The 22,486-nt window shown below is 67.5% G+C and carries 23 protein-coding genes and 3 pseudogenes; 13 read left to right on the top strand and 13 right to left on the bottom strand.

Going from position 1 to position 22,486, the window contains the following annotated elements:
• Window positions 1–11: 11 nt before the first annotated feature.
• The 8 genes and pseudogenes from ACIOHC_RS31855 to ACIOHC_RS31820 form a co-directional block, all read right to left on the bottom strand.
• The gene (locus ACIOHC_RS31855) at window positions 12–1,232 is read right to left on the bottom strand and encodes a hypothetical protein (protein ID WP_365691892.1); all 1,221 of its coding nucleotides are present in this window, start codon (window positions 1,230–1,232) and stop codon (window positions 12–14) included.
• 228 nt (window positions 1,233–1,460) lie between these two features.
• A pseudogene (locus ACIOHC_RS31850) lies at window positions 1,461–2,028 on the bottom strand (hypothetical protein).
• Between the two features lie 115 nt (window positions 2,029–2,143).
• Window positions 2,144–2,311 carry a hypothetical protein gene (locus ACIOHC_RS31845; protein WP_351083928.1) on the bottom strand — a complete coding sequence of 56 codons (168 nt, stop codon included), beginning with the start codon at window positions 2,309–2,311 and terminating at the stop codon, window positions 2,144–2,146.
• Window positions 2,308–2,820 (bottom strand): hypothetical protein, encoded by a 513-nt coding sequence (locus ACIOHC_RS31840; protein ID WP_365691891.1) that lies wholly within the window; start codon window positions 2,818–2,820, stop codon window positions 2,308–2,310. The genes ACIOHC_RS31845 and ACIOHC_RS31840 overlap by 4 nt, the downstream gene beginning before the upstream one ends.
• A 446-nt stretch (window positions 2,821–3,266) precedes the next feature.
• Window positions 3,267–3,593, bottom strand: a complete 327-nt coding sequence (locus ACIOHC_RS31835) for a hypothetical protein (RefSeq protein ID WP_351083860.1) — start codon at window positions 3,591–3,593, stop codon at window positions 3,267–3,269.
• Between the two features lie 156 nt (window positions 3,594–3,749).
• Entirely contained in the window at window positions 3,750–4,610 is an 861-nt protein-coding gene (locus ACIOHC_RS31830; protein WP_401845006.1) for a DUF3592 domain-containing protein, read from the bottom strand.
• 352 nt (window positions 4,611–4,962) lie between these two features.
• Window positions 4,963–5,124 (bottom strand): hypothetical protein, encoded by a 162-nt coding sequence (locus tag ACIOHC_RS31825; protein WP_351083865.1) that lies wholly within the window; start codon window positions 5,122–5,124, stop codon window positions 4,963–4,965.
• Between the two features lie 362 nt (window positions 5,125–5,486).
• On the bottom strand, window positions 5,487–7,130 hold the full coding sequence (locus tag ACIOHC_RS31820; RefSeq protein ID WP_401845003.1) for an alpha/beta hydrolase: 1,644 nt from the start codon (window positions 7,128–7,130) through the stop codon (window positions 5,487–5,489).
• Window positions 7,131–7,440: 310 nt separating this feature from the next.
• On the opposite strand from ACIOHC_RS31820, the pseudogene ACIOHC_RS31815 reads away from it, so the two are divergent.
• The 6 genes and pseudogenes from ACIOHC_RS31815 to ACIOHC_RS31790 all read left to right on the top strand — a co-directional run.
• Window positions 7,441–7,881 (top strand): annotated as a pseudogene (locus ACIOHC_RS31815) (transposase); the annotation flags it as partial.
• A 326-nt stretch (window positions 7,882–8,207) separates the two neighbouring features.
• Entirely contained in the window at window positions 8,208–8,720 is a 513-nt protein-coding gene (locus tag ACIOHC_RS31810; protein WP_401845002.1) for a hypothetical protein, read from the top strand.
• A 368-nt stretch (window positions 8,721–9,088) separates the two neighbouring features.
• Window positions 9,089–9,267 (top strand): annotated as a pseudogene (locus ACIOHC_RS31805) (IS5/IS1182 family transposase); the annotation flags it as partial.
• A gap of 211 nt (window positions 9,268–9,478) precedes the next feature.
• Entirely contained in the window at window positions 9,479–10,027 is a 549-nt protein-coding gene (locus ACIOHC_RS31800; protein ID WP_351083871.1) for a DUF1062 domain-containing protein, read from the top strand.
• Between the two features lie 324 nt (window positions 10,028–10,351).
• Entirely contained in the window at window positions 10,352–10,555 is a 204-nt protein-coding gene (locus tag ACIOHC_RS31795; RefSeq protein ID WP_351083874.1) for a hypothetical protein, read from the top strand.
• A gap of 199 nt (window positions 10,556–10,754) precedes the next feature.
• Entirely contained in the window at window positions 10,755–11,222 is a 468-nt protein-coding gene (locus tag ACIOHC_RS31790) for a hypothetical protein (protein ID WP_401845000.1), read from the top strand.
• 146 nt (window positions 11,223–11,368) lie between these two features.
• Here the strand turns inward: ACIOHC_RS31790 and ACIOHC_RS31785 are convergent, their stop codons facing one another.
• From ACIOHC_RS31785 to ACIOHC_RS31775, 3 genes are all read right to left on the bottom strand, one after another.
• Window positions 11,369–11,500 (bottom strand): hypothetical protein, encoded by a 132-nt coding sequence (locus ACIOHC_RS31785; protein WP_351083879.1) that lies wholly within the window; start codon window positions 11,498–11,500, stop codon window positions 11,369–11,371.
• Window positions 11,501–11,821: 321 nt separating this feature from the next.
• Window positions 11,822–12,163 (bottom strand): MazG nucleotide pyrophosphohydrolase domain-containing protein, encoded by a 342-nt coding sequence (locus ACIOHC_RS31780; protein ID WP_351083881.1) that lies wholly within the window; start codon window positions 12,161–12,163, stop codon window positions 11,822–11,824.
• A gap of 680 nt (window positions 12,164–12,843) precedes the next feature.
• On the bottom strand, window positions 12,844–13,749 hold the full coding sequence (locus tag ACIOHC_RS31775) for a LysR family transcriptional regulator (RefSeq protein WP_351083883.1): 906 nt from the start codon (window positions 13,747–13,749) through the stop codon (window positions 12,844–12,846).
• A gap of 102 nt (window positions 13,750–13,851) precedes the next feature.
• On the opposite strand from ACIOHC_RS31775, the gene ACIOHC_RS31770 reads away from it, so the two are divergent.
• The gene (locus ACIOHC_RS31770) at window positions 13,852–14,298 is read left to right on the top strand and encodes a hypothetical protein (protein ID WP_401844995.1); all 447 of its coding nucleotides are present in this window, start codon (window positions 13,852–13,854) and stop codon (window positions 14,296–14,298) included.
• Window positions 14,299–14,312: 14 nt separating this feature from the next.
• Window positions 14,313–15,230 (top strand): aldo/keto reductase, encoded by a 918-nt coding sequence (locus ACIOHC_RS31765; protein WP_351083887.1) that lies wholly within the window; start codon window positions 14,313–14,315, stop codon window positions 15,228–15,230.
• A gap of 123 nt (window positions 15,231–15,353) precedes the next feature.
• On the opposite strand, the gene ACIOHC_RS31760 is transcribed toward ACIOHC_RS31765, so the two are convergent.
• Window positions 15,354–15,584, bottom strand: a complete 231-nt coding sequence (locus tag ACIOHC_RS31760; protein ID WP_351083888.1) for a Tn3 family transposase — start codon at window positions 15,582–15,584, stop codon at window positions 15,354–15,356.
• 1,041 nt (window positions 15,585–16,625) lie between these two features.
• On the opposite strand from ACIOHC_RS31760, the gene ACIOHC_RS31755 reads away from it, so the two are divergent.
• The gene (locus ACIOHC_RS31755; protein WP_351083891.1) at window positions 16,626–17,087 is read left to right on the top strand and encodes a hypothetical protein; all 462 of its coding nucleotides are present in this window, start codon (window positions 16,626–16,628) and stop codon (window positions 17,085–17,087) included.
• A 514-nt stretch (window positions 17,088–17,601) separates the two neighbouring features.
• A complete protein-coding gene (locus ACIOHC_RS31750; protein ID WP_365691915.1) occupies window positions 17,602–18,576 on the top strand; it encodes a DUF5996 family protein in 975 nt (324 codons plus the stop codon).
• Between the two features lie 249 nt (window positions 18,577–18,825).
• On the opposite strand, the gene ACIOHC_RS31745 is transcribed toward ACIOHC_RS31750, so the two are convergent.
• A complete protein-coding gene (locus tag ACIOHC_RS31745) occupies window positions 18,826–19,557 on the bottom strand; it encodes a hypothetical protein (RefSeq protein ID WP_351083893.1) in 732 nt (243 codons plus the stop codon).
• A 539-nt stretch (window positions 19,558–20,096) separates the two neighbouring features.
• Between ACIOHC_RS31745 and thpR the strand changes: the two genes are divergently transcribed.
• The 3 genes from thpR to ACIOHC_RS31730 all read left to right on the top strand — a co-directional run bounded on the left by thpR (window position 20,097) and on the right by ACIOHC_RS31730 (window position 22,482).
• Complete coding sequence (thpR, locus tag ACIOHC_RS31740; RefSeq protein WP_351083895.1) at window positions 20,097–20,693, top strand: RNA 2',3'-cyclic phosphodiesterase; 597 nt, start codon at window positions 20,097–20,099, stop codon at window positions 20,691–20,693.
• Between the two features lie 442 nt (window positions 20,694–21,135).
• On the top strand, window positions 21,136–21,339 hold the full coding sequence (locus tag ACIOHC_RS31735) for a cold-shock protein (RefSeq protein ID WP_351083897.1): 204 nt from the start codon (window positions 21,136–21,138) through the stop codon (window positions 21,337–21,339).
• Between the two features lie 582 nt (window positions 21,340–21,921).
• Window positions 21,922–22,482, top strand: coding sequence for a GrpB family protein (locus tag ACIOHC_RS31730; RefSeq protein ID WP_351083899.1), 561 nt, complete (start codon window positions 21,922–21,924; stop codon window positions 22,480–22,482).
• Window positions 22,483–22,486 lie beyond the last annotated feature (4 nt).

Raw genomic sequence — 22,486 nt, 5'->3', positions numbered from 1 at the left:
GGTGGTGATTGTTACTTGCTGTCCGGCTTGACCAGGTCGGGCAGCTTGGCCTCGAAGAGCTTGTCGAACGCGAGGGCGGGCAGGATATGGCCCTGGTTCGGCGCCTCGTTGGCCACGCCCGCCGCCCAGGTCGCCGAGTCGAGCCGCTGGTTGGGCGTGCCGTGGTGACCGGAGCTGGTGAAGCTGCAGTCGCCGACCTGGTAGAACGACTTCTCGGACTTGAGGACGCGGGCGGCGTTCAGCGACTCGCCGCGGGAGTGGGTCAGGTAGTACGTGCCGAACGCGTCCGCCATGAGTTCGGTGCGGCGGGTGGCCTCCGGGCCGTTCAGGTCGCTCTCGAAGAGGTTCTTCTGGTACTGGACGTGGTGACCGAACTCGTGGCCCAGGATGCCGCGCGGCGCGACGTCGCCCAGGCTCACCGCGTTCATGCCCTGCAGGATGCCGTCACCCATGATGATCCGGTCCGTGATGCCGAGCGGCTCCGGGTCGTCCTTCTCGCTGTAGGCGAAGGCGTTGAAGGTGAAGATCGGGTTGGCGCCGCCCTGGAGGACCGGCTCCGAGTCGACCAGTTCGATGAACATGTCGGCCAGGTCGAGGTTCTCCTCGGGCGTGCCGCCGTACAGCACGGAGAGGGTGCGGGCGAGCCGGTCCGGGCTGGTGAAGACGTCCGCGCCGTGCATGGGGATCAGCTCGATGCGCGCGGAGTCGATGTCCCAGAAACGCTTGAGGTTCTTCATCTCGGAGTTGAGCTGCTGGGTGTACTCACCCTTGACGCCGAACCTGTTCGACGACGACTCCTTGCCGTAGATCAGCGCGTCGTAGGTGGGCATGTCGAAGCCACCGAAGAGCGAAAGGATGAAGATGGTCCACGGGTCCTGGGCGCCGTCGAGGAGGGAGTTGGCGTACTTCGACAGATCGGTCGTCTGGCACTGGTAGTCACCGGGGTTGATCGCGCTGTCGCGGATCTGCTGCCACTCCTCGCCCTTCAGGCCGTACTTGGCCTTGGCCGCGTCGAGGCGGGCCTCCCAGTCGGCGGGCAGCTTGGCCAGGATCCGGTCGACGACGGCCTGGTGCTGCGGGTCCATGGAGGAGGTGTCGATGGAGGACTGCAGTGACCGGCTCGCCGCAGTCGTGACACCGGTCGCGTCAGCGGCGTGCGCGGGAAGCGCCATGCCAAGGCCACAGGTCGCGGCGATCGCCAGGCTCGCTGCCACAGACAGGGTCTTCTTCACGAGGTCTCCTTTCGAGGGTGCCCCGGTAGGGCATCCAAGGGCGACGCTCAGTCTCTAAGTCCAACTACCGGATCAAGAAGCATCGTTCACTGTCTGAAACCGGCATGTCTGGAACCTGACAGCCTCGTGGATCCGTCACGCGTTCGCGTCCGGGGCCGACGGCCCGGTCTCCGCGCGTCCAACCGGTTCGACCGTACCTGCCCCCCTCGTATGTGGGCCTCACGGCAGTCATTCGTGCCTGCGCCGGCCGTCCGGCAGGGGCGCAGGTCCGGTTGTCCAGGAGGCGGCGCGGAGTACTTGCGCGGCGATCTCCAGCACGGTCAGGCCATCTGTCGGGACACGGATGGTTCCCGCTGGAACCTTGGCATCCAGTTGCCGCGCCATTCGCAGGCCGCGCTCGATGTGCGCGGCAAGTTGTGTTCCGATTTCCCGCTGCGCCGGCCTTTGCCTCACGGTGGTCTCGTCGGCCGTGAGCAAGACATGCGTGACTCTGACCCCGTTGCCGCCCATGGCACGGGTGATCACCGGATCTTCGAGGATGCTCACAGTGTTGGTGTATCAGCCGACTCTGGCCAAGAGCAGCGTAGTTCGACCAGACCGCGGCGATGTTCCGTTCGGTGATCGATGTGCGGTGAGGGTCGTTGGCAGGGGCGGGATGGATCTGGTCCATGTAGTCCCCCTCCATCAGACAATGCGCCGTCCCCACCCTCTGCAGGGATGCGGATACTTCCCAGGCAACGGTCGTCTTCCCGACGCCCGCACCACCACCGATGAGCAACAGTTCGTAGGAGGACACATGGCCGATCAGCTTGGCAGAGCCCGGGTCGGGAGGCACATAGTTTTCGACGGTGACTCCGACGCAAGTGGCCTCGTGCACGGGGGAGTCGAACTGAGGGTCGGGAGCGAAACGCTCAATTCGCGAGGAGAGCGCGCTTGCGCAGGAGGTGGAAGCCTGCGCGGCCGAGCATCCGGCGTTCGAGCATCTTGATCCGGTTGACATGGCCCTCGACCACGCCCGAGCTCCAGGGCAGGTGAGGCTGCTCCGATGTGTGCTGACGGTACGACGGGTGGTTCGTCACTCGTCGTCGATGCCCTGCACATCGACGGGCCGAGTCCCGTCGAAGGTTACGAGGATTCCGTAGGGGTCGCCCATACGGAGCCCGCTCTCGGCGAATCGGACAGCCCAACTCTGATCGGCCCACACCGTCGCCTCGGGAACTCCCAGTGGCGGCTCCGGAGGGTCCAACAGATCCAGCTCCTCGGCCGTGAGCCCGAAATGTTCCTCACGGAGCCGGATGCGGCAGTACTCCACGGCCTGGGCGACGAAGGCGTCGAACCGGCTCACGACATCGTGGGCGAGTCGGAGGGTGGCCGACTGCGGCGGGGCAGGCGGTTCAGTCACCAGACTGACGCAGGACGGGTCGGCGCCCGCCGGTGCCGGGAAGCAACCGGTCCAGCAGGCCAGCGAGGGAGGGCTCTCCCCTCGTCTCAGCGCGAGCCCGGCGATGTGCAGGGTCGCGGGCAACTCCGCGTCGACGCCGGGCTCCGCACTGCCCGAGCCGCTTGGTGGTACTCCGTTCGCGGACATTCGCCCAGCATAGGGCGGAGCCGTGCATGGCCTACGACCGACGACGAACGGCAGCGATCGACGAGCGACACCCAGGTGCTTCTTCGCCTTGTGCAGCAGCCCGCCTCGACGGCGTCGCCGTCAGGTTGGAAAGGGCTCAGTGCTGCCCGAGGAGTGTTGTCCCTGCTTCGCGCCCGTGGTGATGACGAGCCGCTCGTCGATGTCGGATCGGTACGCCCGGCCCGGCGTCGACGCCTTCGCCACTCTTGTCGCGGTCGATGGCCGCGTGTGACTGGGCGCCGCACTTGGCCGCTCCGCGCGTCACAGTTGGCCGGAGGGCAGCGATTGTCCCCACCGCAGAGGGGCCCGGTGCGACCCGATGACGTGCTTCAGCCGCAACACCCCGAAGACTCCGTGATCGACCCGCATGCGCACGTTGCCGTACTCGAAGACCGCGGACTGGGAAGTCAGGCCACCAACCGGTCGGCGAGCACGGCCACTTCACTGAAGTACGCGCGGAAAAACCGCTCGTCGCCGTGCGGCACCCGGACCGTAGGCGAGTGGGCGAACCTGAAAGCGAGCCGGTCGGTGCCGTAAAGGACGGAACTCGGATCGCGCACGACACCGAAGAACAACTCCCCCGGCCTGTCCGGTTTCTTGTAGTGCACCAACACCCCGAGCCAGCGCAACGGAACCCGGAACGTGTGCTCGGCGGAGTCCAGGTTGAACAGCTCGAACACCCCCCGGTCCACACGCAGGTGCAGGTTCTCGTAGTCGAACGTGAGCGGATCCACGGGGAGAAGATAACGCGGTCGGCACACGTGGCCGTCACCCGGCCCAGATACGACCACCTGGCTCACCTCCGGAACGGACGGCAGGCCGCCCTCGCAGACGAGGCACGCACTCCACCTGATCGCGCACCGAGAACGCAGGACACACCGCCCTGGGTGTCACAGCATGGCCGCTCCCACGACGGCCGCTGCCGCGGTGACGACAAGGGCCAGGACGTTGAACGCGAGGTCCAGACCCTGGGAACGGCGTTCGGCCGCGCGGTCCAGGGTGAAGACGGCAGGGTCGTCGGGCGCGTAGTGGATCGTGACGTCCCGGCCGTAGGAGCCTGCCGGGTCCCGCAGCCCTGAAGTGCAGTGAGCGGTGACGGCCGTGCACGCACGGGTGGTGAACGCCACGACCGGGGTGAAGGTGGTGGCGGTGTGGCCGTCTTCGTCGATGCTGACGTCCTTGAGCACCGCGATGACGCGGCCCTGGACGGCAGCCATGGCGGCCAGCGTGTCGCGCCGACGATTCACGTCGCGCACGTTCCGAGGCAGGTGGCAGGCGATGGAGACGGCCCACGGCGCGCCGAAGCCGATCAGGGCCCACGGCCAGCCCCAGTCGATCGCAGCGACGACCACCAGCCCGACGTAGATCAGGAAGACCGCGAAGTTCGGCCAGCCGAGCCCGCGGCTGCTTCCCTGGAAGTCGCTGGTGAACCGGTAGGCGTGCGGTCTCCCGCGCGGGAACTGGACCCCGATCTCCCTGCCCGTCCACGCGGTGGTGACCGTCTCACCACGCTCACCATCGTTCGTCACGATGACCTCCAGCCCGGTGGACGGGTCGCGGTAGGAGACGACCACCGATATCCCGCCGCGCCGGGAGCTTCCGTGTCGAGGCTCCCGCACCCGCTCGATCCGCCCCCTGACCCGGACCGTCCGCTGGGCCCGCGTCATCCCGGCCAGCGACCGCCCGTAGCCGAGCAGCGCCATCGCGCCGAACACCGCACACCACAGCGTCAGATACCCGTGCCAGCCCATGCGCCTTCCTCCTGCCGCTTCGGGGACGGCCTGCCGGACACACCACTGCCGGTCCCGAGCAGGTCTCGGCGGGTGCGGGAGACCGGCCCGACGACGAACCACGGCGAGCGGCTGTCGACGACACAGGGCACCCACGGCCGTCAACGGTCCCCCGCGTGCAAGATCTACCACGTCCGGCCCACACCGGGAAGCTGCGGCATGTCCTCAAGTCACCCTATTTCGCACCGACTTTATGCCAGCGGGCAGCCGGTCACCCGCGCGCACCGGCCGGACCGCGGGGGCAGTGCGCTGGTTTGCGCCGCACCACCTTGCCCTCTTCGTCTGCTCCAGCGAGGCCGCGCCCCGGGGCCGGTCACGGTGTCCCACCGGACGCCGACGTGAGGATGGTGGTGGACGACATGGAGGAGACGGACGGCTTCGAGCAGGGCGGCTGCGCGGTGCCGTCCTGGACGAACAGGTCGGCACGGAAGAGCAGGACCACGACGGCCGCGCCCAGCAGCAGGCCGAAGAGCATGACGAGCCCACAGCCGCGCCGCCGAACTGGCCGCCGCCCAGTACCAGGCCCGTTTTGACGCGTACGTCCCCGACACCGCGCGCGGAACCGACCTCGGCACCTCCGCCACGGCCGATGCCTGACGGGCGCTCCGCGCCGTCGCGGACTCCACACACGACGGAGGCCGCCACGGGAGCCGGAGCGACCGCGTATGAACCGTCGTCTGCGTTGCCTGTGCCCGCTGGATCAAATCTCACGCAACGTCCACTCGTCGTCCGAGTCGCGGGCTCAGTCGGCCGCATCCACTATGGGGGCGGGACCCCGCTGGGTGGTCCCGCCCCCGTCTTCAATGGGTCATGCGGCAATGGGCCATGCGACCGGGCTCAGAAACGGTCCGGGGCACGCTGCGGGAGAGGAGACCCGGGGAGCACGTCCCGCTTCTGGTTCTTCCGCGCCTCCGAGTTCGAGTCGGCCGTCGCCTGGCAGGTCACGTCCCTCGCCGGGAGCTTGCCGGTGCGCAGGTAGTCGGTGACCGTGCCGTCCGTGCACGCGTTGCCGTTCGGGTAGACGCCATGGCCCTCGCCGCCGTGGACGGTGACCATTTTCGAGCCCTTCAGGTCGGCGTGCAGGGCCTGACCGCTGGGCAGCGGAGTCTGCGAGTCCCACTCGTTCTGGACGACCAGGGAGCCGACCTTGTTGTTCACCTTGGTTGCCGGTTCCATGGACTTGTCCCAGAATGCGCAGGGCTTGATGCTGGACGCGAAGTCGCCGTAGAGCGGGTATCGGCCCTTGTCCTCGATGGCGTCCTGCCGGTAGCTCTCAGGATCGCGGGACCATGCAGCCGAGTTGTCGCCGCACACCACGGCCCAGAAGCTCGCCGTCATGTTGTCGGACGGCACCTCGCCGGCATTGGCGGCGCCTGCAGTCCCGGTCCCCTGGGATCCGGTGAACGCCGCGATCTTGTTCGCGGAGGCGGGCTCACCGGCCGCGGCCCTCTTCAGCTCCACGACCCCCTCGCTGGCGTACTTCGGACTGAAGACCGCCCCGCGCATACCGCTCCGGATGTCATCACCGGTGGTCGGTTGTCCCTCTACCTCGATGGGTTTCTCGTCGGCCTGCGCGACCAGGTCCCAGAAGGTCCGGTCGACCTGCTTCGGGGTGTCACCGAGGCCGTACTTCTCTGAACGCTCGGCGGCCCACTCGGTCCACCGGTCGAAAGCGGGTTCGGCGCCCTCCGCCCACCACTGGATCATCCCTCGCCAGGCGCGCGCCGGATCGACCGCGCTGTCCAGCACGAACCGGTCGGCCCGGCCCGGGAAGAGCTGGGTGTAGACGGCGCCCAGGTAGGTGCCGTACGAGTAACCCACGTACGAGATCTTCTTCTCACCGAGGATCGCCCGGAGCAGATCCATGTCGCGTGCGGTGTTGCGCGTGGTGATGTGCGGGAGCGTGTCGCCCGCTTTCTCCTTGCACTTGTTCGCGACGTCGCGTGCCCAGGCGACGTCCTTGTCGAACGTCTCCTCCTTGTACGGCCGCAGCCAGTTCTCCTCCTCCGGCTCCAGATTGCAGGAAACCGGGCTGCTCTGTCCCACACCGCGCGGGTCGAAGCCGATGAGGTCGTACTTCTGCTGTGCGGCCTCGGGAAGCCTTTCCTGCATTCCCAGCGGCATGTAGAGCCCCTGTCCCCCCGGGCCGCCGGGGTTGGAGAACAGGACACCGCGCCGCTTGTCGGGGGAGGTGCTCTTGATCCGGGATATGGCTAAGTCGATCCTTTTGCCCCCGGGAACCCGGTAGTCCAGTGGAACCTTGATCGTGGCGCACTCGAACTCAGCCGGAGAGGAGGCTTCGCACCGCTTCCACTGCGGCTTCTGCTTCACATACCGGTTCAGCGCGCCCGTGGCGGCGGACGAGGAGGCGGTCGACGGGGTGGCGGCCGCAGCGGCGGTGGCCGTCGAGGTGACGAGCGCGGGAGCCAGCGTTGCCGTGACACTCACGGCCAACAGGGGAGCGAGACGTCGTCTGCGCACGATATCGATCCTTCCGGTTGCATGTTCGGACAGGAGAGATCTTTCAGGAACAGGCCACGCATGCGGATCCTTCGCCGGGCTGCACCTCCCCTCCACCCTGGGAATGACACAACAGTCCTGGGTGGTGCCTGAGTTGTAGGGGACGGACAGCCCTCAGCGCCGGTTGACGTACCAGTCGCAGGCGAGCAGATCACCACTGGACGGTCGGCCCTGCCCGGGGACCGCTGAGCACCAGCGAGCGTGCCCGACTCTTCCTGCTCGGCAACCCCGTCAGCCGTGCACGTAGCCCAGAGGCGTTGTCCGGACAGCCTCCGTCGGCGACGACACCCTGTGGGGCGTCAACCGGAGGAAGAAGGGTGCCGCGAACACCCTGGCGGGGCTGAGGTCGATTCGCACGGCCCGCCCGGACGGCGCCCCGATCTACGTCATCCTGGACAACCTGTCCGCCCACAAGGGCGAGACGATCCGCCGCTGGGCGAGGAAGAACCGGGTCGAGCTGTGCTTCACGCCGACCTACGCGTCCTGGGCCAACCCGATCGAGGCCCACTTCGGGCCGCTGCGGCAGTTCACCATCGCCAACTCCCACCACCGCAACCACACCCTCCAGACCCGGGCCCTGCACGCCTACCCGCGCTGGCGCAACAAGAACGCCCGTCACCCCGAAGTGCTCGCCGCCCAGCGCAAGGAGCGCGCTCGCATCCGCAGCGAGAAGGGCCTCCGCTGGGGCGGACGACCGGCGAAAGTCGCGTGACCCTCCAAAGGACACCGGCGACACTGACGCCATGGATCGTGACGCGCTTCAGGCCAGCTTGAACCGCACCCAACGAGCTGGGGCTCGCCTTCGACTGCCTGGTCGATCTTGGTGACGATCTCGAGCTGCCGCTTCCCTTCTGGCAGCACCTGGACGGGGCGGCTGATACTGGGCCCCGGCCCAGCTCCTGGACCGGGCGGAATTCGCAATTCCGTGCCGAACTCTCCGATTTGGCAACTGCCGATGTCAGATTCACGACACGGCGGACCGTGATCGCTAACGTTGCCCGCAGGGCCATCCGAGGCCCTGGATTCGGGGAAGCACACATGTTGAAACGTACGATCCGTGTAGTCGCCGCGGCGGCGGTCACTGCCACAGCTGTGTTCATGGGAGCGGGCTCCGCCAGCGCCAGGGACAACCCCACCGGCACCGTCTGCTACCAGGCTCACCTCAAGAGGGTCGGCTGGCAGGACTGGAGATGCGACGGGGAATGGGCCGGTAGCACCGGGCAGGCCATCAGCATCGACTCAATCCGGTTCCACTTCCCCGCCAGCACGATCGATTTCTGTGCCAGAGCACACCGTTCCAACTACGACTGGGATGCCTATTACTCCTGCACCTCTCCCAGCAACCGGACCATCCAGGTCGGCGACGTCAACACGGACGCTCCGATCGAGGCGGTCAGGATCTACCTGGACCACACGACAGGGATGGTGGACGGCGCCGCCCACGTCAGCAACATCGGCTGGATCGACGGTGGGTACGGCGGCGGGTTCGGGATCACCGAGCTGGGGACCACCGGCCGTGGGCTTCCGATGGAAGCCCTTTGGCTGAAATGACCGCTGATAGCCACTGATCGGTGGCGATACGGCACAACCTGCTGGTCGCAGTCCCCGCTCCAACCGGTCTCGATCCCGATCACGACTTCGGCGTTGCTGTCCTTGCCGAGCTCCGCACCGATCACCGAGTACAGCCGTTCGCTTCCCGCGACGCCTTCCGGCAGCCGAGCTTTGGACAGCCGACGTTCTGCGGCGTCCATCAACCGGACGTCGTGGTGGTCCTGGGCCCAGTCGTCCCCAACGAACAGCAACTCGTCAACCGGACCTCCACCGCCGGTTCCCCCCGGCTGGTCGACCTCGGCTCGCCCGTCTTCACTGACACACCTGTACTAGGGACATGCGCTTCCAGGATGGCGACTGGTGGTGACACGGGCAGGGGGACGCCCGCCGGCTTCGACAGGACGATCCACAAGCGTAGGAGCGAGGTGGAGCGGACGATCAACAGGCCCAAGAAGTCCGGGCCATGGCCACGAGGTACGACAATCGGGCCTACGTCTTCCACAGCACATGCACCGTCGCCTCGATCCGGCTCTGGCCTCGTCCGTGATCCGCCGGACAGAAGCTGGCGGTGAGGCGCTCGAAAACCAGTGGAGCAGCGCCGCTGTGCGCCATTACCGTGCTACCGAGCCAATTTGTCTAGTCAAGGACACGCCGTTGTACACCCTGTGAGACCTCCCGAGCGCTGAATCGTCGCGCGTCGCGCATCTGCGCCGCGCTCCTTTTTGCTGCGGACTTCTCACTGAAACCGGTGTACTTCTGTGCTCAAAACCTGGGTGGTCGTGCCCACCTGCCTGCCGCTCGTTCTCCGCCGTTGCCATGCGTGTGCGTCCGAGCGCTTCCGGGCAAGCGGTAGATTTCGCGTCAACGCAAACCACAAGCTCATCGACGCCTGGCTCCTCGCGCTCTGCACCGCTTGCGGGGAAACTGCAAAGCTCACGGTCCTGGAGCGGATGAATGTGCGCTCCGTACGACCTGGGCTGCTGGACCGGTTGCATGACAACGACCCTGGCCTGACAGCTGAGCTGCTCCAGGATCCGGTCGTACGGCGCCGTAATCGCATCGCCCTCGACTGGGACAACGCCTGGCGCCTCGAAACCGGCGGGTCGGATCACCTGGACCACGAGGTGATCGACGTCTCGGTCCGCTTTGCGGCGCGGATCCCTGTCCGGCCGGTGCGACTGATCGCTGAAGGTTGCGGTCTTTCGCGGGCCGAGGTCGAGAGACTGTTCACGGAGGGGAATCTCGTTTCGGCAGTCCGGCTGAGCGGCAAGCTCTCCGGCGACTTCACCTTCACGCTCAAGCGCTGAGCCCTCCTCGGAATCAGGGCCTGTCCGGCAGGATCCGCCGGACAGGCCCTGACTCTGTCCGCCTTCGTCCACCGCCATGCAGTTGCTACTGGACTTGATCGGGTGTTGTCGGCACGCAGCTCATCGTGCTCCGGATGCCTTGCGCGATGGTGTGATCGGGTGCCCGGGCGATCGGACTCCGGTTGTTGCGAGGCGCCGGGACCGCTGGGTGTCAGACGGGTGAGTGACCTTCAGCCCGCGGTATGGCTACTTACCGGCATGCCTGGGTCGGTTAGACCGTCTTCGCGAACGGAGTTGGCACGAGGCGGTGTCGTCCGTGTGTCAGTGGACGACCAAACAACAGCCCGGCATGGACGGATCGGCAAGGGCCACGCCGAGTACGAACACCTCGCGCTTGAGGCTCCCGTGATCGAGGACGTTCGGCGACAGCTCGTCGCACGCCTACGGGAAGGCCGTTCGGCAGTGCTGGATCGCGGTCCGGGCACCCACGCGGTCAGGGACGACTACAAGGAGTTGGCCACGGAGTAAGGTGCCAGGTGGCGGCTCGTCCACTTCCAGGCTGATCACGATGAGTTGTTGCGGAGACTGGCCGAGCGGAGCAACGAACAGGAACATGGCGTGATTTCGCCAGAGAGGCCGCCCTGGATCGCCGAACACTCTCAAACCCCTGAGGGTGAGGGTGAAGAGTTCACTTCCAACCTCGGCCTGACAAGGATGCCGGGCTGAGATGGCTGCCATCTCGCACGGCCGGGCCCCGATCGACAGCCAGGCCAGATCAGGTGTCCGGCGCGAGGCCGGTGCCGGTAGGGCAGCCGTCGATGAGGTGCGGCCGGCACTGGATCTCCTGAAAGGGTGTTTTGTCCTGGCGGGGATGTGTGGTATCTGGCGTGATGTCAGCCGCTTGGGGCCGCTCGTGCGAGCGTGTGAGGATCCGCCTGTGGAGTGTGATGTGTGTGGACGGCCGATGTGGCGGTGGCCTGTGCCGCCGACGGCCTGGGAAGAGGAGATCTGGTCCTGTTCCTGGTGCCATGCCGCCACCCATGTGGGCGGCGACAGGTTCGAGATCTCGCGACCGCCGTACCCGCCAATGGAGTTGCGATGGGACATCGAAGGCGCCCGCGCCAAGCTCAAACGCCTCGTCAAGCTCAACGTCCTCACCGAGGTCGGCGCTGGCAGCTCCATCAGGAAGCAGTAGCCGACGGAAGCTCCGCGACCAGCAGCCTTGCCCTAACCTCATCCAGAAACGGATATCAGCTCTCGAACCCGGCCTCTGATCACCTGGCCAAGCCTCACCTCGACGATCACGGAGGACATCCGGATCCGCGTGCGTCGCGCCTCGGCTCAGCTCCCCCTCGGCACCTCGATGTCGTAGACCAGCGCATACACGATGTCGCGGGCCTGGCGTAGGTCGTAGCCCGTCGTGTCCACGATCACCTTGAGCGCCCGAAGGGTGTCGCCACCCAGCATGAACATGCGCGCGTCAGCCTGCGCATTCAGTCAGGGCCTGTCGGCCGCTCGGCAGCCTGCGGCGTTGGGCGTGCATCAGGGCCCTCAGGTCGAATCGGTCCCGGGCATCTCCAGCTCATTCCGGAGGGTGGGTGGCGCGGACGATGTGGGAGGTGCGGTTTTGCGTCGTGCTCCACCTGTCCGGGGGAGAGGGTGCTGCTGGTAGGGGTGAATACGAGCTCGACGCTGATGAACCGGACGCTGCTGGGGTCGTATTCGCGGGCGCCGGTGTGGGTCGGTGGGGTGGATGTCGGAGCGTGAGAGTCGAGTTGGGGGGTTGGCCCGCAGTCACGTTGGTTCCTCGCTGTTCGGCAGCCGAGCGCTGATCGCCGTGTCGAGCTCTGCCATCGTGTGGCGGAAGGCTGCTTCCAGATCGACGCCATAGCGGTGGGCCAGGATGAGCACCGACCACAGGCAGTCCGCAAGTTCATGCTCCAGCGCCGCGCGTCCGCCAGGCACCTCACGAGCACCTTCCTCGGCCATGACCAGCTTGGCCAGATCGCCGACATCGCCAACGAAGCCGAGCATGAATTCCTCTCGTGTCCACACCCGGCCACGTTCTTGCATGTTCAGCCGGTCGTACCGGTCATGTACGCGCATCGCCTGTTGCAGCAGCTCATCAAGGCTCATCACAGGCCCCTCCTGATCTGAGTTGGACGCACATGATCCCAGGGCGTCGCCGGACTGGAAGTCTTGGGGAATTTGACTGCAGAGGACAAGGGGCGGACGGCGCTGGAGAGGGTCGCGGCGGGTTGTGGTGACACGCGAACACGTCCCGGCCCGCAGGGTGCCGCAAGACGCTGAGCGTCACCTGGCGCAAGGGCTCCAAAGCGGCGATGACTTTGCGTCTCGTGTTGCTGCGCATCCATCTTGCCGGGCGGCACCCGAAGCCCGCCCCAGACGGTGCAATGACCTGACCTGGCTGATCTCCCAGTGGCCCGAAGGTGGGGATGAACCGCTCCGGTATTGGGCATCCAACATGCCCGCCCATTTCCCCGGCCGGGATCTGGTGCGCCTTGCGAAGAATCACGGTGGCGCATCGAGCACGACTGCCGCGAGCTGAAGACCATTCTGGGACTCGACCACTTCGAAGGACGCTCGTTCGCTTGCCGGCACCGGCACGTCACCCTCGTGACCGCCGCCCACCTGTTCCTGACCGGACAGAGGACCTGCCGAAAAGCCCCCGCCAGGGCCTGGCCCTCTACCAGGCCCCGGCCCGCCTCCAACAGCTGTTGGCCACTTGGACCGGAACCCGCGCCACCTGCCGACAACCCACCCCTGGCAGACCTGTGACACCACCTGACAAAGTCCTACTGGTCCTGCTGCAGCGCCTGTTCATGAAGGGCTTGGATGAGCGTCGTAACGTGAGGCCGGTCGCTGCGGTTGATTGCGGCGACACCGATGTGCCGGATCGGCCCCGGCGGCTTGATCGGGACGGTGCGAAGGCCAGGGAGCTCAGGGGAGAGCGCAATAGAGGGGATCAGGGAGATTCCCATGCCTGCGGCGACGAGCGAGCGGGCAAAGAAGTAGTCGGTGGTGGTGCCCCGCACTTCCGGAGCGAAGCCGGCGCGCTCGGCGTAGCGGCGCAGGTATGTCTCGGTCTTCAGGCAGCCGAGCACCCAGGGCTCGGTTGCCAGCTCGGCGAGGTCGAGCACGTCGCTGTCAGCGAGCCGATGCCATTCCGGCAGGACGACGTGCAGGGGGTCTTCCAGGAGTGGAGTCCACTCCAGGCTGGAGCTGGGGCCCGGCCCAACCGGGAGTGGACCGTCGAAGTGATAGGCGAGTGCGACATCCACGGCGCCCCGGCGGACGAGCGGCAGGGTGCCCTCGGGCTCGCCCTCCCTGACGTGGAGCACGGTGCGGGGATGAGCTGCCATCAGCCGGGTGAGGGCGCCGGGCAGCAGGAGCCGACCGCCGCTGGTGAAGGTGGCGACGGTGAGCCGTACCCGGCCCGTGCTGAGCTGGTCGACCTGCTGTTTGGCGTGTTCGAGCTCGGCGGCGACCGATTCGGCAGCGCCGACCATGATCTGACCGGCCTGAGTGAGGGTGACGCCGCGGGTGCTGCGGGCGACGACCTGGGCGCCGAGGCTGCGCTCCAGGGCGGCCACGTGCTGGGAGATGGCCGAGGGGGTGAGGCGCAGGGCAGCGGCCGCTTGGTTGAAGCTGCCGTGCTCCGCTACCGCCCGCAGGACGCGGAGCCGCTGTACATCGATCAACAGTTTGCCTTAATTCCTATTCAGTAAGTGAGCACTTCTGCTGATGACGGTACGTGTTCAGGATGGGGGCATGCAAAAGATCTGCGTCATCGGCGGAAACCGGTGCTTTGGAAAGCGCTCGGTGAAGCGCCTGCAGGCGGAGGCCGACAGGTCACTGCGGTCAAGTGCGGCTCCACCCAGCCGCCCGCCGGTGTCGAACTCCTGGTCGTGGACCGCAATGCCGAGGCCGATCTGACGGCCGCGCTCGGCTCCCGCACCTGCGACGTGGTTGTCGAACAGGTCTGCTACATCCCCGTACAGGCCGCCATAGCCGCCCGCGCCTTCGCAGGCCACACCCGGCGCTACGTCATGACGTCCACGATCGAGGTCCACGCCCCGGCGACCGCTGCACTGCAGGCTGTTCCACCGGGCACGCCGGTACCGGAGGAGATCGTGCACCCGGTCACCTGGCTGGTGGCCGTGGACCTTCCCTGGCACGACGACGTATACCACTGGCTGCCTGGCGCCGTCGCCGAAGCCCTTACCACCGAACCGTCACCAAGCGTCTGAGGAGCAGAGCCAGCATGCAGTACCGCACCATCGCAGACACCACCGTCAGTGCCATCGGCCTGGGCGCCATGCCGCTGTCCATCGAGCAGCGTCCGGACGAGACGCGGGCCATTGCCACCATCCACGCCGCCCTCGATGCGGGTGTCACGCTGATCGACACCGCCGACAGCTACCACTGGCGTGCCGACGAGGCCGGCCACAATGAGTTGCTGATCGCGCGCGCCCTGGCCCGTTACGGCGGCGACACCTCAGGCGTCCTGGTCGCCACCAAGGGCGGCCGCGGCCGTCCCGGCGACGGCAGCTGGACCGTCACCGCCACTCCCGCTCATCTCAAGCAAGCCGCCGAGGCCTCCGCCAAGCGTCTGGGCGTCGAGGCGATCGGCCTGTACCAGCTGCACAAGCCGGATCCGGGGGTGCCCTGGGCAGAATCCGTCGGCGCGCTGCGTGAGCTGCTCGACGCCGGCACGATCCGCGCCGCCGGGATCTCCAACGTCACCACCGCCCAGATCCGCGAAGCACATGTGATCGTCGGCGACGGACTCGTCTCCGTGCAAAACCAGTACTCGCCAGCCGTGCGCGACAGCGAGGCAGAGCTGCAGCTGAGTACACAGCTGGGTCTGGCCTTTCTGCCCTGGAGCCCGCTGGGCGGCATCTCGCGCAGCTCCCTCGACGGCCTCTCCGGGCCCACCTCGGTCGGCACTGCCTTCCACCGCATCGCGGACGACCGCGGCGTCAGCCCGCAGCAGATCGCCCTGGCATGGCTGCTCGCCCGTTCCCCGGCAGTGATCCCGGTACCGGGAGCCAGCCGCCCGGCCTCCATCACCGACTCGGCCAGGGCCACGGACCTCAAGCTGAGCACGGAGGAGCTGATGCAGCTCGAGGACGGTCTGCCCGGTCGAGGTGGGCCACGGCGTGTCGCTCGCCGACCTTGACCGACGGCCGGGACCCGGTGTCTCTCTGCATCGGCACGGTCGCCGATCGGTCGAGGTCGAGTTGGGTGTCCATCTCCAAGCGGAACGTTCCGTGCAGGTTGATGGTCGACCAGAACGAGGTGGTCAGGCCGCGCCGTCCCCGTCCGTCAGCCTCGATGGCCACGCCGGTTCGGCGAGAACCTCCTGCATCAGCAGGGTGTTGACGTGGACGAGCGCGGACTGCAGCGGGTGCAGGGCGAGCATCGAGGTTTCGGCTGGCTCCTTGGCCGGGTCTGCGGGGGCGCCGTCCTTGCCGTAGTGGAGCACGGTGTTCGCGCTGTTCCAGTTCTGGGGGCGAGGCTGGTGAGCTCGCATGTTCAAGTGTCGTGGATGCCTATCCCGGAGGAATGCCATAGTCCGGCGCGAGGGCCGACTCAGCTTCACCCTCACCGGGACTGCGCAGGCGGACACCAACCCGGCGGCCTTGAGCGATGCCCCGCCTGCTCCCGCCAGGGTGGGCTCGATGCCCGGCAGCTTCTGCACCGACGGCGTGAGTATCCACAACGCGCCGAACCCGGATGTGACCTCGCAGGACTCGGGTACCGGAGCCACGGCGTCGCTGTGCATTGTGGAACCCCTGGCCCCTGGAGACGTACTGGTGGCGTATCACCGACAACACGTCTGGCGTGCTGGGCTGTATCCACCAGAACTATGGCGGTTCCTCAAGCAACCCCGGGGAGTTGCTGGCGGGCGGGAGTCTCGTGTCCCAGCCCGCCCCCGCATTGTTGCCCGAGGCCGTCAGTGTGTGGTTGACGCTGGACGGGTGGTAAATGTAACCGCCGCTGACGTGACCGTTCAGCATCCTCATCCTCTCCCACCCTAGCCCGTCCGCTCGACCGCGGCGGCCAGTTCCCGGCAGCGGCGCCGCCGCCGATGGGGCGGGCAGCCCCGGCGCAGCACCTCTCCGTACAGGGGGTGCGCCGGCCGGAGCCGGGTGCGGCGGCCGTGGTTGCGTGTCAGACCGGTATCTGCCCCACGAAGGTCCGGTGCGTGCATGTGGTGTTCCGGCAGTGAAATCGGCGAACCCGTGGCTGGAGTAGGAGGCTTCGTCCGGCGCTCGGCACGTCAGCGGGGAATCGCAGGCAGGAGCCGTGAAGTCGAGTCGACCAGGCTTCCCAACTCGGGCAGGCGGCGCCGGTCGCAGTACAGCGCGCGTCGACGTACGCCCTCTCGATGCTCACGTCCACTGAAGGCACTGCGATGTCCACGATCGAACGGGAACAACGGCTCTTTCAGCCGGAGCTAGCCTTTTCCACGGCCCGGGCGCGGCCGCTGGGGGTGCTGGACCCCTGCTCTGCGGTTACCGCTAGAGTGCGATGCTTGTTCGATTCGCCGTGAGGCGGAGGGGGAGGGGTTGTGAGCGCACAACTGAGGGACATCGCTGGAGAGTTGGCGGAGATCTTGTGGCGGGAGTACACCGTGTATCGGGAGCGGTCCGGCGGTGTGGTCATCCGAGGTGAGCATGTACGGCGGTGGATCAGCCTCGCTCCGGCTGGCGGTCGGGACGAGGTTCTCGTACGCGCCGGGCGCATCCTGGGCGGCGGCACCACTGCTCCGGCGCGCTCCGAGGCCGTGGTGCCCCTCTCCGACGGTACAGGCGTGCTCGCCGCGACCTGCCGGCGCCTGCTCGCCGAGGCGGCGGCCGATCCGGCGCTGGTCGAGCCGGGACGGGCAGCGCCCGGGCGGTCCAACCGTTCCGGGAAGGTCGCGCGGCCCAAAGGTACTGGGAAACACACCAGTTTCGGTTCATGGGTGATCCTCGCCTGCGTCGCCAGTGTGATCGCCCTGTACATCTACAGCACCGCGATGCACGGTTAGTACTGCAAACACAGTTGTGGAATGCGGCCTCGGCGTTCGTAGTGGCTCGGCCGGGCGTGGGTCTGGCTGAGTCGTCTCCACCATGACCAGTGCAGATGATGGGTCGGAGTGAGGCGTTGTGGGTGGAGGAGCAGTCCGGTCAAGCGGCGGACCTCCGCGACGGACAGGGATATCAGGCCGGTTTTTCCAAGATTGCTACCCGGGGGTGCGGATTCGGCCTCGTCCTCGATCGGATAGCGATCGACGGCCCGTGTCATGGCGAGTGAGTTGCCCGCGGTCACCGTACTGTTCTCCTGCCGGAAGGACGGTGCGAGCCTCGCCATGGCCCCGAGCGATGTCTTGGGACGTACGCACTCGTCCGTCAGGCCGTCGCAACGGTCTGGTGAAGCCGGGGCCGCCCGATCCGGGGGACGCCGGGGAGGGTGACAAACGACCCGAACAACGGGGCGGGACGTGCCAGCACTACCGGACGGCGCGGGTCCGTTCAGCAAGCTCAGAGGGAAGGCTGATGACCATGGAGCTGTTCCTGCCGATCCCGCTTGCCGAGTGGCGTGACACCAAGGAGACGCTCCAGCGCTTCGAGCAGATCGTCGGGAAGATCCGTCTCGCCGCCAGCGCCCGGCGCAACCACTGGTGGAATGTCCCGTTCCACCTCACGGGGCGCGGTATCACGACACGCCCGATGGGGCAGGTCGACGGCAACCCGATCTTCACGATGGACTTCGACTTCGTCGCGCATCGGCTGGTCGTCTCGACGCTGGACGGCCGGGAGATCTCCTTTCCGCTCGTCGGCCAGTCCGTTGCCTCCTTCCACGACGCGGTGATGGAGTTGCTGGCAACGTTGGGCATCCGGGTGCGGCTGGACGTGCCCAGGCCCTTCGACCTGCCCGACTCCGGTCGGCCGTTCGCCGAGGACGCCGAGCATGCGACGTACGAGCCCGTGCAGGCCAACCGCTACTGGCGGGTACTCAGCCAGGTGGCGTCGGTGCTGGAGGAATTTGCCGCAGGGTATTCGGGGAAGGTGAGCCCGGTGCACCACTTCTGGCACACCTTCGACATCGCGCACACCCGGTTCTCCGAGCGTCACATCGAGCAGCTTCAGCAGCCGGACCCTGTCACCCGGGAGGCGTACTCCCGGGAGGTGATCAGCTTTGGCTTCTGGTTCGGGGACGACACCTTCCCCGCGCCCGCGTTCTACTCCTACACCGCTCCGGAGCCGGCACACCTGGCCGAGGAGCCGCTCGAGCCCGGGGCGGCGCACTGGGTCGCCCGGAACGACAGCCACCTGGCCGTACTGCCGTACGACGAGGTCCGTGCCGAAGCCGACCCGCGTGCCGCCGTACTCGCCTTCTACGAGAGCGCGTACCGGGCGGGTGCCCGGCGCGCCGGATGGCCGATCGATCCGCTCGCATGCCCGGGAGGGGTGACGGACCCGCAACTGCGAAACAGACCGCACCGGCTTCCGGCTGAGGCCCAACAGCAACCGTGAACCCCGCATCGGCACGGCCACCCGGCCACCGTCCCGGTCGGATGCCGGTGTGGCCGGCATCGGGGCGAGGGCGATCAAGCGGCTTTCGCCCTGGGAGACGGTGGCATCGCGGGCATCCCATCGCTCCTGACTTCCGTCGGCCCGCGTGACCATGTATCTGATGGTGCCCCGGGCGCGGATGTCGGTGCTTTCGGCCAGCAGGCCGCTCGTTCCTTGTGGCGGGGCCTTCGTCGGTGAGGTCCGGCTCGCTCATCCGCAGTACGGCCGGCAGTGCCTGACTGATGCGCTGCTGCTGTCGGAGGTGCGGTCGGCGTCCGCCACCTTGCAGGCCAGCCTGTGGATGGTGGCGACGGCGGGGGAGAGGTTCTTGTGGACACTGACGTCGATCCGGACGCCGACGCCGAAGGACGCGGGGGCGAGCGGTGTCTGTGCGTCGACATCGCGGACCCAATGGAGTTCTATCCATGCGGTGCTGATGGGGGCCGGGATCCGGCCCAGGAAAACGCGCTGCAGGGTCCGCGCGTCGGCTGCGTTGCAATCGGTCGGTGCCTGGTCGCGGCGGCGCGGCTTCTTCGGCTGCCGCAGTTGGAGAGAAGCACCGCCCGGCGAAGGCGAGCTGATGAGCCGGCATCGGCTCGGGCGCGGGCCCGTGCATGCCACGCTCCGGCCGTCGTCCGGTTCTTCGCGAAGGTGCAGGCACACGGCGTCCGCGTACTCGTCCAGGCCACGCGCGGGCTCGGGCACGCAGCTCGGACAGGTCTTGCGTTCGTCCAGCCAGTCGTCCTCCGGGCTGATCGGCTTCGGTGTGGGCCGTTCGGTGGGCAGCCAGTTGCGCGACTGCCTCCGCGTGGGCCTGGTCGGCAGCTGCGACTGCCTGTTCGAGGCCGACCTCGCCTGGCTGTCTGCATGCCTCCAGCGCTGCCTCGGCGTCGGCAGCCCGCCGATGACTCTCCTCGGCTTGGACGTGGCTTTCCTCGGCATGGGCGCGGTCACCCCGAGCAGCCTGTGCCGCGGCCTGCAGCCCGGCGACCCCGTTGGGGATCCAGGCCCATCTGTTGAACCGCTCTGCCCAGCACCTCGTGCCGTCGGTCGGCGGCGTGGGCTTCCGATTCGGCCGGCGCGGGGGCGTCGGGCGGCTGGAAGGCAGCAGCCTGTTCCTGTCACTGGTCCAGCGCGGCGCGGTGTCTGGCCTCCTTCTCACTCGCCAACCGGTCCTTCAGGGGCTGTATCGGCGCGGGCATCGGCCTCGCCCCGGGGCTTTCTGCTCCCATTGCCTCCGCCGCGGGCGCCTCGTCCACCATGCGACCGGCGAAGGTCTCTGCGGCGCTGCCGCACCGGCCTGCGGCACGTGGTCCCGCCGCAGACCGGCATGCTCCCGTTCCCTGGTCTGCGGTTCCAGCGGTCCGGCCGAGACGCGACCTGCCGGAGGTGGCTTCCCCGGCATCGCGACCGTGAACACCTCTCCCGTATTACCGGGGCCGGCCGCCGCGTCCACTACCCGGGTGCGGTACGAAGTCCGTGTGAACGAACAGACTCAGCCCGCGACCGTTCGCGTGTTCATCGCTCTCGCCCCGCCCGACTACGCGAAGGAAGAACTGGCCCGGGAACTGCGCCCCGCCTATGACACACACCCTCACATGCGGTGGAACCGCATCGAGGACTGGCACATCACCCTTGCATTCCTCGGGGAACTGCCGACCGAGACAGTTCCGCTCCTGCGCCCGCCCCTCGCCGAACTCGCAGCGGACCGCCCACCACTCTGTCTGGCACTGCGCGGCAGCGGGAACTTCGACGACCGGGTGCTGTGGAGCGGAATCGACGGAGACCTCGATGAGCTGCACATGCTCGCCGCCGATGTGCGTACCACTGTCAAGAGCTGTGGTGTCGCCTTCGAGGATCGGCCCCTGCGCCCACACCTGACGTTGGCCCGTGCACGCCGGGGAGATCGTTCCTCGGCAGGAGAAATCGCCGAAGGGTTCGCCGGATTCACCGGCCGCCGATGGCTTGCCGAACGTCTGCACCTGGTCGGCAGCAACGTCGGCCGTAGCCGCGGACCGATCCACTACCGCGACATCGAGGCGTGGACGCTCGGCAACGGGAACTGTACTGGATCTTGAACGAACCAACCAGGGCCAGCCACGGCCAGGGCGAGCAGGACCGTGCCTGGGGCCAGCGGTAGGTTCCGTCCGAGCCGGCCCGTCGTCGACAGCAGTACCGTGGCGAACCGCGCATCCGCGTCTGGGAGTACCTGACCGGCGCCGTCCCGTATGGGTGACCGGCGCGTCACCGCTCACGCCGGCACTGTGCTCGACGACCACCCACTGGATCGAATGGCGCGGCGGCCGCGCCCGCGAGTGGAAAACTGGCATGCCTGAACGCGGTGGTCGTTGTTGCTCTCTGGTGAAGGATGATTTCGGCGTGTAGTTTCAATGTCAGATGTCGTGGTTCGCAGTCCCTGCCCGCGCCCTGGCGTGGGCGTTTTGCTGTGCAGTGCTGGACCAGGGCGATCACCTCCGGGTTCGCGCGGTGCGGATCCGACAACGACTGGAAGGCATGACCATGGCCAGCGGAACCGTGAAGTGGTTCAACTCCGAAAAGGGCTTCGGCTTCATCGCGCAGGACGGCGGCGGACCGGACGTCTTCGCGCACTACTCCAACATCAACGCCTCCGGCTTCCGCGAGCTCCAGGAAGGCCAGGCAGTGACCTTCGACATCACGCAGGGCCAGAAGGGCCCGCAGGCGGAGAACATCACAGTCGCCTGAGCCGAGTCCCAACCCTGTGGACTCCCGGGCCGTGCGTTCCGGGAGTCCACAGGCGCCCGTCGGCCGCCCATTTTGGCCGACTCGCCAAGGCCCGGCTGTTGGCGAGCGCCGTGATCCGGCCCGCGATGCCACCGCCTGGTCCAGCTCCAGAGCCCGCCCGCGTGACTGCGTCACCCTTCCTCCCCCGTAACACCCGAGCCGGCCGCGCAGGCCAATGCAGTTGCCTTGGGGCCGTGCGGCGGGAGACGCCCAGAAGGCAGCCTGCCCCGCTCCGACCCATCCGGCGGTTGACGGGACCTTCTGCAGCACCCACCCCGAGGGCCGGCGCTCCCCCGAGCACTTCGCGGACCGCCGACTGCGGCGACGGCGCCAGGCGCTCGGTGACGACGTGGTCGTCGTCGACGCCGTCGACCGGCCGCATATGTCCGGGGCCCGAACCCTCACCCGGTACTCCGCCACCTCCACACCGCCGTCCAACTGGCGGAGAGGCGGTATTTCCGAAGGTGCGGTATTCGATTGTCGTCGAAGCGTGAGCGGCCCGTCCATGCTGTGGGTATGCCTTTTCCAGATGAGTCGGTTCCGGTGGCGGTGCTGGACTATCAGCCGCAGTGGGCTGTGGACTTTGAGCGGTTGGCCAGAACGCTGGGGGGCGCACTCGGAGATCACGCCCGGTCGATTGATCACGTCGGGTCCACCTCGGTGCCGGGTCTGGCCGCCAAGGACTGCGTGGACATCCAGGTCTGCGTCGAGGCGATCGATGAAGGCAGGCAGGTTGGGCTGCTTGCGGCGATCGGCTTCCGCTGCCGCCCCGAGCCCTGGAACCGTGTCGAGATCTCCGGAGGCGAGGAGTGCCGCAAGTTGGTGTTCGCGCCGCCGGTCGGCGCCCGAAGGTGCAACGTGCATCTGCGTGAGGACGGCGGTCCGAACGTCCGCTTCGCTCTGCTCTTCCGCGACTACTTGTGCGCCAGTGAAGCTGCCCGGCGCTCGTGGGGAGCGTTCAAGAAGCGCCTGTCCCTGAGCGTTCCGGACCTGCTGGACTATGGGCAGATCAAGGCCCCGGCAACGGAGGTGCTGATGATGGCGGCCGAGCTCTGGGCGGCCGAAACCGGCTGGCTGCCGGTGTCGAGCCCCGTCACGAGGTAGGTGA

This window comes from Streptomyces sp. NPDC088252 (genome assembly GCF_044740965.1).
GTDB lineage: Bacteria > Actinomycetota > Actinomycetes > Streptomycetales > Streptomycetaceae > Streptomyces.
Note: the sequence above shows the minus strand (reverse complement) of the source record. Positions and strands in the feature narration are given on the sequence as shown.